At 44.0% G+C, this 13,144-nt stretch carries 12 protein-coding genes; 9 read left to right on the top strand and 3 right to left on the bottom strand.

Annotated elements, in window-relative coordinates; translation table 11 throughout:
- Positions 1-240: 240 nt before the first annotated feature.
- From AB685_RS16315 to AB685_RS16280, 8 genes are all read left to right on the top strand, one after another.
- Entirely contained in the window at positions 241-918 is a 678-nt protein-coding gene (locus AB685_RS16315; RefSeq protein ID WP_047971641.1) for a GntR family transcriptional regulator, read from the top strand.
- A 21-nt stretch (positions 919-939) separates the two neighbouring features.
- On the top strand, positions 940-1,551 hold the full coding sequence (locus AB685_RS16310; RefSeq protein ID WP_047971640.1) for a sterol desaturase family protein: 612 nt from the start codon (positions 940-942) through the stop codon (positions 1,549-1,551).
- A 452-nt stretch (positions 1,552-2,003) separates the two neighbouring features.
- Entirely contained in the window at positions 2,004-3,509 is a 1,506-nt protein-coding gene (locus AB685_RS16305) for a BCCT family transporter (protein WP_128755886.1), read from the top strand.
- Between the two features lie 375 nt (positions 3,510-3,884).
- Positions 3,885-6,761 (top strand): 2-oxoglutarate dehydrogenase E1 component, encoded by a 2,877-nt coding sequence (locus AB685_RS16300; protein ID WP_047971638.1) that lies wholly within the window; start codon positions 3,885-3,887, stop codon positions 6,759-6,761.
- Positions 6,758-8,044, top strand: a complete 1,287-nt coding sequence (gene odhB, locus AB685_RS16295; RefSeq protein WP_047971637.1) for a 2-oxoglutarate dehydrogenase complex dihydrolipoyllysine-residue succinyltransferase — start codon at positions 6,758-6,760, stop codon at positions 8,042-8,044. Before AB685_RS16300 ends, odhB begins: the two co-directional genes overlap by 4 nt.
- A 158-nt stretch (positions 8,045-8,202) precedes the next feature.
- Positions 8,203-8,838, top strand: a complete 636-nt coding sequence (locus tag AB685_RS16290) for a DUF4352 domain-containing protein (protein ID WP_047971636.1) — start codon at positions 8,203-8,205, stop codon at positions 8,836-8,838.
- 311 nt (positions 8,839-9,149) lie between these two features.
- The gene (locus AB685_RS16285; protein WP_047971635.1) at positions 9,150-10,145 is read left to right on the top strand and encodes a Gfo/Idh/MocA family oxidoreductase; all 996 of its coding nucleotides are present in this window, start codon (positions 9,150-9,152) and stop codon (positions 10,143-10,145) included.
- A 60-nt stretch (positions 10,146-10,205) separates the two neighbouring features.
- Positions 10,206-10,655 (top strand): GNAT family N-acetyltransferase, encoded by a 450-nt coding sequence (locus AB685_RS16280; RefSeq protein WP_047971634.1) that lies wholly within the window; start codon positions 10,206-10,208, stop codon positions 10,653-10,655.
- Between the two features lie 238 nt (positions 10,656-10,893).
- On the opposite strand, the gene AB685_RS16275 is transcribed toward AB685_RS16280, so the two are convergent.
- The 3 genes from AB685_RS16275 to rpsN all read right to left on the bottom strand — a co-directional run bounded on the left by AB685_RS16275 (position 10,894) and on the right by rpsN (position 12,154).
- Positions 10,894-11,289, bottom strand: a complete 396-nt coding sequence (locus tag AB685_RS16275) for an SET domain-containing protein (RefSeq protein WP_047971633.1) — start codon at positions 11,287-11,289, stop codon at positions 10,894-10,896.
- Positions 11,290-11,467: 178 nt separating this feature from the next.
- Positions 11,468-11,815 (bottom strand): hypothetical protein, encoded by a 348-nt coding sequence (locus AB685_RS16270; RefSeq protein ID WP_047971632.1) that lies wholly within the window; start codon positions 11,813-11,815, stop codon positions 11,468-11,470.
- Between the two features lie 69 nt (positions 11,816-11,884).
- Entirely contained in the window at positions 11,885-12,154 is a 270-nt protein-coding gene (gene rpsN, locus AB685_RS16265) for a 30S ribosomal protein S14 (protein WP_010199153.1), read from the bottom strand.
- Between the two features lie 255 nt (positions 12,155-12,409).
- On the opposite strand from rpsN, the gene pssA reads away from it, so the two are divergent.
- Positions 12,410-13,123, top strand: coding sequence for a CDP-diacylglycerol--serine O-phosphatidyltransferase (pssA, locus tag AB685_RS16260; RefSeq protein WP_082153666.1), 714 nt, complete (start codon positions 12,410-12,412; stop codon positions 13,121-13,123).
- Positions 13,124-13,144 lie beyond the last annotated feature (21 nt).

Below are 13,144 nucleotides of genomic sequence, written 5' to 3'. Positions count from 1 at the left end.
CAGTTTTATTTTTCTTAAGGATTGTTGGGCTATAATGTTTGACCGTTCCTTTCCGCTGCAGGCACTCGCTTTCCGCGGGGAGGGCCGGGAGCCTCCTCGGCAAGCCTGCGGGGTCTCCCGTTTCCCTCTACCTCCCGCCGGAGTCGAGTGCCTTCCGCTACAGTCCACTCGTTTGTTCTAACTTTTACTATAAGCATCACATTTGGAGAAAACAGCATTCCAGAAAGGGGTAGATAGCACATGCGAGCAACCGACAAAATTGAAAAACAATTCATTCGAAAAGTCCTCAAGGGCGACTATCCATCAGGCACGCAAATCCCATCAGAACGAGAGCTGGCCGCAGAATTTGAAGTGGGCCGTCCAGTCATCCGTGAAGTTTTGCAACGGCTGGAACGGGACGGTTGGCTGACAATCCGTCACAATCAACGGGCAACCGTGAACGATTACTGGAAAGAGGGCAACCTCATGACTATTGTCCACATTTTGAATGAAGAGGACACCATCCCGGATGAGTTTATCATCCACCTTCTGGAGCTGCGGAAAAATCTCTCTCCCTCTTATGTGAAAGGAGCAGTAACCCATAAACCGCTGGAGGTCGTTTCCTTATTAAAAGAAAGCGAGAGTGTCGCAGATAACCCGCAATCTTTTGCCGAATACGATTGGTATTTGCAACGTGGTCTAGCGGCCGCTGCGCCTAATCCGATCTATCTATTGATCTTGAACAGCTTCGGGCACCTTTATATAAAAATGGCAACCTATTACTTCACAGACTCAAACTACCGTGACTCCTCACGAAACTATTACTTGAAGCTGATGCAAGCCACCTTGGAAAAGGATGGCGAAAAGGCCGAACAACTCGTGCACACCATGATGGAGCAGAGCATCCAAATGTGGCAGAAGCATACCGCTGAAAAATAAATCAGAGAAGGGGAGAGTTAGATGAAGGGATACTACAGGGAATTCTTTTTGTTTCCGGACATCACGATATTACTTGTTTTGATTATGGGAAGTATCGGAGTGCAATTGTGGAATGGAGTGACGTGGGTAGCGTTTGCGGTGTTTGCATTCGGAATGATTACTTTCATGTTCAGCGAATACCTTACCCATCGCTTTGTGTTCCATCTGAAGCCACCGAAAAGTCCATTTCTATTAAAAATGCTGAAGCGCCTACACTATGATCACCATACACACCCGAATGATTTGCATCTATTGTTTTTGCCATTGTGGTACAGCCTGCCGAATTTATCAGTGCTGGCCGTTATCTTCTATTTGATTGTTGGCAGTTGGTGGATAACCGTTGCTTTTGCAAGCGGACTGATGACGATGTTATTCCTCTATGAGTGGAAGCATTATGTAGCACACCGTCCGATCAAGCCTCGAACGAGATTTGGCAAATGGGTCAAGAAAACGCATATTCTTCACCACTTTAAGAACGAAAACTTCTGGTACGGGGTGTCCACGCCCTTTGTCGATGTGCTGTTTGGGACACTGAAAAATGAAAAAGACGTGGAAACGAGCAAGACGGCGAAGGATTTGGAGAATCGAGTGTGACCGGAAACCTGGGAGCCTTGGCTTTTCGGTTTTTTTCTATGAAGCAAAGTAGGATATGGGTCCCGGTGGCGATAGGGGTGATTTTATTAGCTTAATGGCATTGTTCTAGCGCCAAAAATGGGTTTGGCATCAACTAGGGGCCTTTTGGCATGAACTTATGTGATTGCGGCATGAACTCGGTACAGTCCGGCATGAACTATAAAAAAACTGCCTAGCCCCTTCATAACAAACGCTTCCTTCACCAAAATATAGTATGGAAACCGGAGCATCCCCAACCTATTGCTCGAAATCATCCACCTGCCCAAGGTAGATGCTCCATGAAGCACCATATCCCCGAATACTCTTGATTATCATTCCTCTGCTCTTTTTTCAATTAACTAGTATTATGGTTTAATTAATATGGATTGTTGGGAATAGATTATAAGAATTTAAGATGAGGGATGTTGATGCTTATGGACAGGTCAGTTTTTAAGATTTCAGTAGGGATTGCCGTAGTTTTTGTATTGATTGGTGTATTGATTCCAGACCAATTGGGAAGTGCAATGGGTGCTGCTCAGAGCTTTGTTCTGGAAACGTTTGGATGGTTCTATCAGTTGGTTGCCACATTTTTTCTCCTATTCGCCGTTTTTATGATCTTCAGTAAATATGGGAAAATCAAACTTGGAAAGAAAGATGACAAACCTGAATACAGTCGCCCTACTTGGTTTGCGATGCTGTTTTCTGCAGGTATGGGTATTGGATTGCTTTTTTATGGGGTATCAGAACCGATTTCCCACTTCTCAGCGCCGCCACTTGGTGAAGGAAGCACGGAACAATCCGCCATCTTGGGGCTAAGATATACATGGCTGCATTGGGGACTACATGCATGGGCTATTTACGCAATCGTAGCAATGGCGCTTGCCTACCAAAAGTTCAAGAACAATGCACCAGGTTTGATGAGTGCAACACTTCGTCCTGTACTTGGTGAAAAGGTGAAAGGCCCTATCGGAAAAACGATTGATGTTGTTGCGGTATTTGCCACGTTGTTTGGGGTGGCTGCATCGCTTGGATTGGGTGCGCAACAGATCAATGCCGGGTTGGAATACTTGGTCGGCATTCCGAATAATTTTACGGTACAGTTCATTATAATGGCTGTCATCACTGTGCTTTTCATCGTTTCAGCAACTACAGGTATTTCAAAAGGGATCAAATATTTAAGTAATATTAATATGTCGCTTGCAGTGGTCCTATTTTTCGCTATGTTGATTTTAGGCCCAACTCTTTTCTTATTAAATATGTTTACTACAACACTTGGAAGCTATGTGCAAAATGTCGCGTTAATGGGACTGCGTCTATCACCATTTGATGCAAATGAGGCTGCCTGGACACAAGGATGGACGGTCTTCTACTGGGCATGGTGGATTTCATGGACGCCGTTTGTCGGAATGTTCATTGCCCGTGTATCCAAAGGGCGTACAATCAGGGAGTTTACGATTGCTGTTCTCCTTGTGCCGAGTCTTGTTTGTGCACTTTGGTTTACTGTGTTTGGCGGAACAGGAATCTACTTGGAGTTTGTTCAAGGCTTGAATGTCTCCGAGCAAAGCCTTGAGACGGCATTATTCTTTGTGTACCAGCAATTGCCGTTTGGCGCGTTGTTATCTGTACTGACGGTTGGATTGATTACGACGTTCTTCGTCACTTCTGCCGATTCTGCAACATTTGTCCTTGGTATGCAGACAACAGGTGGCAAATTGAATCCTCCCAACAAAATCAAGGTAGTGTGGGGAATCATTTTGGTTGCAGCTACATTGGTATTGATGGTATCAGGAGGATTAGCTGGACTGCAGACGGCTATCATCGTCAGTGCTCTGCCTCTTACATTTATTGTTTTAGTAATGTGCTATGGTTTGATGAAGGAGCTAGACAAAGAGTGGAAGCTTGAGAAGAATAAAGATAAAACAGTCAAGAAAGCAAGTTGATGTGAGGCCTGCCTGAAGTTTGGGGCAGGCTTTTTATATTTTAATTCTCATCCACAATAACTTTTTCAATCTCACTTGAACTCCAAACTTAATACCTATCTTTTTATAATATTCTGAAAACACTAGTGTTTTCATGGACTATAGAAAATTTGTCCAAAATATGAAAACGTTTTTATGGTAAATAGAAAGTTTTTTCTGTATAATTTAGGTGTATAAGAAATAGGGACGGGTATATGAATGACAGATGGATTGTAACGGGAGTTTTACATCAAGCAGACAGAACATCTGCCCATTTACCTGAACCTTTATATATTGACTAATCTAATCTAGAGGCATTTTCTAAAACGTCACAGCCTAAGATGGGGGCATGTAATAATGAGTAAGGTCGAAGTTGAACAAATTTGGGAGCGCTTTTATGGTCCAAATATGGGTTATGTATATGATATGTATGAAAAATACCAACAAGATCCGGAATCAGTAGACGGATCTATTCGTGCGCTATTTGATGAACTGGGTCCACCGCCTGGAATGGATTCCATTTCCATTTCCGTTGAAGGTTCTAAAACCGGGGCTGACAACCAACAAGCTGTACCACAGACGGCAATCAAGAAAGTGATTTCTGCAAACAAGCTTCTGCGCAATATCCGTGAGCTTGGTCATCTTGCTGCAAACATTAATCCGCTTCACAAAGAGCCACAGGACGATGTCGGTTTCCTAGACGTGGAGACTTACGGATTAAGCAAGCAGGATCTGGTACAAATTCCGGTAGATTTAGTGTGGGAGGCTGCACCTGAGGCGGTCTCCAATGCGTGGGAGGCTTACGAGCATCTTAAGCGCATCTATACAGGAACGATTGCGTATGAGTTTGGCCATATACATGACGAGGAAGAGCAAACATGGTTGAATTCCTATATTGAAAATACACGAATTGAGCGTCCGTTCAGTAAAGAACAGCGTGTGGAATTGCTTGAAAGATTGATTTCCGTTGATGGCTTTGAGAAGTTTTTACATAAAACATTCGTAGGCCAGAAGCGATTTTCCATTGAAGGGTTGGACATGCTTGTACCGATGTTCGACAAGCTTATACAGTCCGGCTGTGAGGATGGAACGAAAAACATCAGCATCGGAATGGCGCACCGTGGCCGTCTGAACGTGCTTGCGCATGTTCTTGGCAAGCCGTATGAGCTGATTTTCTCAGAATTCCACCACTCTCCGAACAAGGAGCTGGTACCTTCTGAAGGGTCCCGCGGCATCAATTTCGGTTGGTCCGGAGATGTAAAATACCACATGGGAGCCGACCGCAAAGTAACGGGTGAAAAGGAACAGACGGTACGCATCCACCTAGCGCACAACCCGAGTCACCTGGAGTTCGTGAATCCAGTGGTACAAGGGGTGGCACGTGCTTCCCAGGAAGACCGTTCCGAAAAAGGCTATCCAAAACAGAACAAGCAATCCTCCTTCAGTGTACTTGTGCACGGTGATGCGGCGTTCCCAGGCGAAGGTGTTGTGGCCGAAACGTTAAACCTGACGAAGCTGAAAGGCTATGCAACAGGTGGTACACTCCATATCATCGCGAACAACCTGCTTGGATTTACGACAAATTATGGAGATTCACGCTCTACGAAGTATGCAAGTGATCTTGCAAAAGGGTACGAGATCCCAGTAATCCATGTGAACGCAGACGATCCGGAAAGCTGTCTTGCTGTAATGGAATTTGCTTACGAATACCGCAAGAAATTCGAAAAAGACATCGTGATTGACCTCATCGGTTACCGCCGTTTCGGGCATAACGAAATGGACGATGCCAATGTGACGCAACCACTTTTATATGAAAAAATCAACAACCACCCGGTTATTGCTGAAAAGTACGGAAAAGATCTTGTAACCAGAGGCATCCTTTCTGACGAGGGCTTTACGGGTATGAAGACGGAATTCATGCAGAAGCTACAAGACATTTTCGATGAACTCCGCAAAGAGGACGAAGGCAATGTGAAAATAAAGCAGGTGCCAAAGCCGATCAGTGATCAGGTTCCTGAGCTTGAAACGGCTGTGCCGGAAGACATTTTGAAATCAATCAACAGCAACCTTGTGAAGTATCCGGAAACGTTCACCGTTTATCCAAAGCTTGGCCGTATTTTGAAAAAGCGTGAAAGCCTTCTTGCTAACGACCACAAGGTGGACTGGTCATTAGGTGAGACACTTGCCTTTGCATCCATTCTTGCTGATGGCACACCGATCCGCTTGACTGGTCAGGACAGTGAGCGAGGTACGTTCTCACATCGACACCTTGTATTGCACGATAACAAAACGGGAGAGCGCTTCATTCCGTTGCACGAGCTGCCGGAAGCAAAAGCTTCACTATCCCTATATAACAGTCCATTATCCGAGACAGCAGTACTCGGCTATGACTATGGATACAGCGTACAGTCGCCTGAATCCCTTGTCATTTGGGAAGCGCAATTTGGTGATTTTGTAAACGTAGCGCAAGTGATCATTGACCAGTTCATTGCATCCGGAAGAGCGAAATGGGGACAGAAATCAAGTCTTGTGATGCTTCTACCGCACGGCTATGAAGGTCAAGGGCCGGAGCACTCCAGCGGTCGTGTGGAGCGTTTCTTGAACTCCGCTGCGGAGAACAACTGGATTGTCGCAAACGTAACAAGTGCGGCACAGTATTTCCATCTTTTAAGAAGACAGGCGAAATTGACGACAAAAGAGGATGCAAGACCACTTATTGTCATGACTCCAAAGAGCTTATTGCGTAACTCCATGACCGTCTCCGATGTGTCTGAGTTGACAGATGGCAAGTTCAAGCTTCTAGTGGAAGAAAAACGCACAGGTCAAAATAAAGAACAAGTGAAACGTCTTGCATTATGCACAGGTAAAGTAGCGATTGATTTGGCTACCAAAGTCGATGAGATGGGAGCGGAGCAAGTGGAATCCCTTCACATTGCACGGGTGGAGCAGTTATATCCTTTCCCTCATAAAGAAGTGGAAGAGCTAGCAGCACAATTCCCTAACTTGGAAGAAATCGTATGGGTTCAGGAAGAGCCGAAGAACATGGGAGCATGGCCAGTTGTAAAAGCAAACCTTCATGAAATTGCAAGCGAAGGAATCTCTGTGGACTACATCGGGCGTCCAAAACGCTCCAGTCCTGCAACAGGTGAGCCGCATATTCATAAACAAGAACAAGCTTGGATTGTTGAAGATACATTGAACGCAGACAAAGGGCATGGAGGGGAAAACAAATGATCGAAATTAAAGTGCCAGAATTAGCAGAATCCATTACAGAAGGTACGATAGCAGAGTGGACAGTAAAAACAGGCGACGCCATTGAAAAAGGTGAAACCATCGCCGAGCTTGAAACAGACAAAGTGAACGTAGAAATCAAAAGTGACTTTAGCGGGGTTATACAGGAGCTTTTGGCTGAGCCTGGTGACAATGTTGTTGTTGGACAGGTTATTGCAAAGCTAGGTGAAGAAGGAGCAAGCGCTGCTTCTGAAGCTGCGCCAAAAGAGGAAGCACCGAAAGCGGAAGATGCTCCTAAAGCTGAGCCGGCAAAAGAGGCTGCCCCAGCTGAGGCACCAGCAGCTGAGGAGAAGAAACCTGGGAAATCCAGAACAGTTGCATCTCCTGCAGCACGCAAAAAAGCAAGAGAGCTTGGCATCGACCTTGACGAAGTTTCCTACCGTGACCCAATGGGCCGCGTGCGTGTAGAAGACGTGGAAGCGTATAAACAAGCACAGAATGCACCGAAGTCATCTGAGAAACCTGCAGCTCCTTCCAAACCTGCAGCAACAGCTCCGGCAAAATCTGCTGCTCAGGATGACTCTCGTGTGGAAAGAGTGAAAATGTCTAGAAGACGCCAAACGATTGCAAAGCGTCTTGTCGAAGCGCAACACACAGCAGCAATGCTGACAACGTTCAACGAAGTCGACATGACTGCCGTAATGGACGTTCGTAACCGCCGCAAGGATGCTTTCTTGAAAAAGAATGGCGTAAAGCTTGGCTTCATGTCCTTCTTTACAAAAGCGGTAATCGGCGCGCTAAAATCCTTCCCATTATTGAATGCGGAAATTCAAGGCGACGAGATCCTATTGAAAAAGTTCTATGACATAGGAGTAGCGGTATCAACAGAAGAGGGCTTAGTTGTACCAGTAGTCCGCGATGCTGACAAATTGAGTTTTGCCGGTATTGAAAAAGAAATTGGTGACCTTGGTAAAAAGGCTCGTGACAACTCATTAGGACTTAAAGACATTCAAGGTGGAACATTCACGATCACAAACGGCGGTATCTTCGGTTCCCTTTACTCCACGCCGATATTGAACACACCTCAGGTCGGTATTCTTGGAATGCACACGATCCAACGCCGTCCAGTAGTAGTGGATGACAAGGACACTGTGGAAGTAAGACCGATGATGTACATCGCTCTTTCCTACGACCACCGTATTGTCGACGGTAAAGATGCGGTTCAGTTCCTGGTAAGAGTAAAGCAATTGCTGGAAGATCCGGAAGATCTATTGTTAGAAGGATAATCATTTAGGAGGGCTTATCATTTGGATAAGCCCTCTTTTTAGAGTTTTTTGTGCAGATTATTGTCGGAATACTAGCAATTCTGTGAAAATATGCAGTATAATCTTTTCTATATAGAAAATAATTTCAGATTTTCAGTCACATTAGGGGGAAATGAAGAATGAAAAAATACCTATCACTATTTTTAATAGGGTTATTAGTTGTGGTAATGGCAGCATGTACATCAGATGACAAGGAAACAACTGAAGCGAATGAAGAAGGCTTTGCAGAAGAATCGGATGAAAGAGAAGATGAAGAAAGCTTAATTCCGATTGGTGAAACGGCAGAAACAGAAGGCGGCAGCTTTACGTACCATGCAAGAAACAACCGTTTAAAACCGATCGAAACGGACTCTTTCTCCATCAATCTGGACAAAGTATCCGTGATGAGCGGAAAGCTTAGTGGTGGATTCAAAGAGTATCTGGGGCAAGACGAAATTGAGTATATCCAATTCGATCTTGAAGTGGAAAACAAAACATCCGATTCATTAAACTTTGAGGCGTACCAAGCAAGCATCGTTACAAGTACTGGTGAGGAAATCGATGCACCGGATTCCAGACTAACAACCAAGAGTGAAGATACCGGTGAATTAAATGAGAAATTCACTGGCGGCGAGAAAAAGCAAGGGGCAATCTTCTTCTTATTGGAGGAATCGAAAGCAGAAGATGTGGAATGGGTGCAGATCAATATGAAAGCACCATTGGATGAGAACAATGAGAAGGTCGGGGAAGATGTTAATATTAAGGTAAAGCTGTAATTTTATATGGCTGGTAAAAGGGGCAGGGGAGACTCTGTCCTTTATTGATAGGTGTATGGTTGTCGTAAAGCGGTTGATTTCCGTTGCAGGCGCTTCGCTTTCCAGTGGGCGGTCCGTGAGCCTCCTCACTTCGTTGCGGGGTCTCCCCTGTCCCTTCCTCCCACAGGACAAGGAAGGCTACGGCAGCATTACATCGCACGAAGAAAATGCGTTAGCATTTTCGAGGAGTCTTCGCGCCTCTCACTTCAATCGACTGGATTCACATTCAGCATAATGGTATAAATAAAATCATATTGTAGGAGGTACCACTTATGATTAAAACAGCATTACTTAGCAAATGGCATGTTCATGCACAAGAATATGCGGAAGAGGCAATCCAAAACGAACATATCACCCTTACCCATGTCTGGGACGAGCAAAATGAGCGGGGACAAGCATGGGCAGAGGAACTCGATCTTATCTTTGAAGAGGAAATTGACAACATTTTCACCAATCCTGAGATTGATGCGGTCATTGTTGCCTCTCCAACAAGCATGCATACAGAAATCATCACCAAAGCTGTCCAGCATGGCAAGCATGTTTTCACGGAAAAGGTGCTTGCAGAAACGGAAGCGGATGCCAGGGCAATCCTCCAAGAGGTAGAGAAGCATGATATCAAACTGATGATATCTCTGCCTCGTTTGACAGCTGACTATTATCTATACGCGCAACAAGTAGCTGACCAAGGATTGTTGGGCAGACTTACTACCATCCGATGCCGCGTTGCACACAATGGATCCGTTCCGACAAAGCAGCACCCTAATGGTTGGTTGCCACAGCACTTTTACGATAAGGATTTATGCGGAGGAGGAGCATTCATCGATCTTGGCGCTCACCCGATCTATCTGACAAACCGTCTTGGCGGACAACCGAAAGGGGTAACCGCCCGCTTCAAACAGACCTTTGATTATGAGGTAGATGATAACGCTGTTGCGATTGTCGAGTACCAATCAGGTGCGCTAGGCATCTTGGAAACAGGATTTGTTTCTTCCGGTAGCCCGTTTCAATTAGAGGTTTATGGAACGGAGGGAACTTTAATGATAGAAGACAGTAGCATTCGAATCAAAAGTGTAAACCTAGAAGAAGGCTGGCATTCACCATCTGAAGCCGAACTCCCTGAGAACGCGCCATCTGCCATGATGCAATGGGTCTCAGAAATCAGAACAGGTAAAAAGCCGGACATCAGCCACCAAGACGCATATCTGCTCACCTTGATTAACGATGCAGCCCGTCGTTCCAATGAAGAGGGACGGAGAATCGAAATATAAACATACAAAAAAATAAAACTATACACATTTGAAACTACTTAAACGAAAGGTTGGGCACGTTTGAAACATTTTGAAATTATTGTTATCCCATACGAACCTAAGTATGCCGAACAAACAATCATCATGTGGCGAGATAGTAAATTTGGGGCTATCGGTAAAAAAGAAGTGCACAGCTTTGAAAGCCATGTAAACTTTCTGAATCAAATCCTACCCAAGGAATTTACCGTTGAACTGGCGATTGTTGCTGAAAAAGTGGTTGGGATGATTGCATATAATAGATTGCAAATAAGTCAACTATATATTCATAGCGAATATCAAAATGCTGGGATAGGGAAGAAATTACTTCATAAAGCAAAAGAACAAGCTGACGGAAGTTTAACACTATACACATTTGAGATAAATAAAATAGCACAACGATTTTATGAAAAGAATGGGTTCGTAATTATTGGAAGAGGGAGTGATAATGAAGAAAAGCTGCCGGATATTCAATATGAATGGAAAGCTACTTAAATAAATTTTTACTTTTCAATATGCTCTTATACACACCGCTGTTGATTTCCGCACCGGACTTCGCTTTCCGCGGGGCACTTGTGGAGCCTCTTCGGGCAAGCCTGTGGAGTCTCCACTAAGCGCTACCTCCCGCTGGAGTCTTCGCCCTGTGCTTCAATCAAAAGCTAAACTATCATCTTTAGTAGGACATTTCAATAAGAAAACGACCAGAAATATTCTGGCCGTTTTCTTTTATTGATCACTTACTATTCTCTTCCTCTTCCATATTAAACCAAAGTGGATCCATCTCGTCCACATCGCCATTATAGTTAATGAGGATTTCTTCACCAGCTTTGATGTCCTTGTATGCGAAAAAATCAAAGGTATGTTCGTCAAAGTTGATTTCATATTGTGCATTCGGTTCGTACGAATGGTTGAATAGCATGCCATAGCCGAGAAGGATGGCGGTATGATTAAGGCCATACTCGAATGCATAGTCCGCTAATAAAGTTTTTTCAATATGCTCGTGCTGTTCATTTGGATAGGATATGACCGGGGCGGAATGAAATAGTGTTCCTGCTTTGATATCCTCTGTCGCAAATACGCCTCTATTGAATTCTCCATCACTTACTTGAGAGTTTTTTACTTCAATCATGATAATCACCTACACGTTTCCGAAAAATTTCCTGACCTATTAAGGGTGCCACTTTCTTGATAAGAAAGCAACTGGTTAGATTAAACTATCTTAACCATAAGTACAACAACATTCAACTCTTGAAAAAATAAAAGCATGAAAAAACTCTCTCACATTTTGTTTTGTGAGAGAGCCTTTATTATATCCCAATAAAGAAATATTGCTTATTAGAGCGTTCTATGTCTGATACCTGTTTTGTATAGTCAACCCAGAAAACCTGCTTCATCCTGTTGTCGGCGTTATTCTTGATCTCCTGCTCAATCTCGAGCATGAGATCTCGAGCTGTTTCCACTGGCATATGGAAATGCTTTGCTGCTTGCACATATGGGTGGTGTTTCACAAGTAAATCAAAATATTGATCAGGGTTTTCCGCTTGCTCTTCATAAGAATATTCCACATCCTGAACAAAGTTGTAGAAGAGCTGCTTTTCAGGGGGAAGCTCCGCCACGCTGCATTTTGTTAGGTATCTATACAAGCTTTCCTTCATCTAAAACACCTCATTAACTGTAACAGGTTTTAATTAGTATATGCATTGGTAGCATTAAAAGACGGTATGTTACCAGCTGGCCTTCTTCACACCTGGAACCTGTCCTTTGTGAGCGAATTCCCGGAATGCAATACGCGACATCTTGAATTTGCGGATATAGCCCCGTGGTCTACCAGTTACTTCACAACGGTTTTTCAGGCGAGTTGGGGAGGAGTCACGCGGCAATTTTCGAAGACCCTCGATATCACCTTTTGCTTTCAACTCCCTGCGAATCTCAGCGTACTGTTCGACAAGCTGCTGGCGTTTTCTTTCTTTTGCTACTTTTGATTTTTTAGCCATGAATAATGTCTCTCCTTTTTATTGAAAATAGTAATCGTTACGATTTATTAAAACATATATTTGTAGTGAGTGCAATTAAAAAGTGAGAACAGTTTTATAAACAACCCTACAAAATAACTTTTACTCGTAATGCGTCTGAATGGTATAATTAAATAAAGGTGAGCCTAAGCAGTGTTCCTTTGTTTAGGTTTTTATTTTTCTACGAGGGTATGGCCCTTTACATATGAATTTATGCTGACGGAGTGATGATAATTTATGCGAATGCGCACGCGCTTTATTAAAAGCATTCCCAACATGTTCACACTTGGGAATTTATTTTGTGGATTTTTGTCCATCGGCTTTGCTGCAAGCGGACAATACAGCAATGCTGCAATCCTAATATTAATTGGTATGATGCTCGACAGCATGGATGGCCGGTTGGCTAGAATGCTGAATGCGGACGGAGAGCTTGGCAAAGAGCTCGATTCCTTGGCAGACGTTGTAACGTTTGGTGTGGCACCGTCCTTTTTGGTCTATTACACATATTTTTATCAATTTGGTTTGCTAGGGTTGGCAATCGCCGGGTTGTTCCCACTCTTTGGAGCATACAGGTTGGCGCGGTTCAATATCAGCACTGTCAAATCTTCAGGAAAATACTTCACGGGAGTGCCGATTACTGCAGCAGGGGGAATCCTTGCACTGTTGACCCTGTTCGGAAATTTGATTCCGCAGATTGTCACAACCGTCATTTTCACTGCATTCTGTTTCCTGATGATCAGCAAAATAAAGATCCCAAGCTTCAAGGACGTTCCTCTTCCGAAGTATGGAACGATTGTTACTTTATTTTTGGGGGCTTCCTTGTTTATGGTCTATAAAGGAACTTATGCACAATATCCTTACCTGATCTATATTGCCATTCCAATGTATATCGCTTATCTGGCATACCGGTTTGTTAGGGTGCGTGGGAAAAATAAGCGGGAGACTGACTAAATGTTTTATTGAGCAGCATTG

Source organism: Bacillus sp. LL01, from assembly GCF_001037965.1.
The sequence above is the reverse complement of the archived record's forward strand: the minus strand, read 5'-3'. Positions and strand labels throughout refer to the sequence as shown.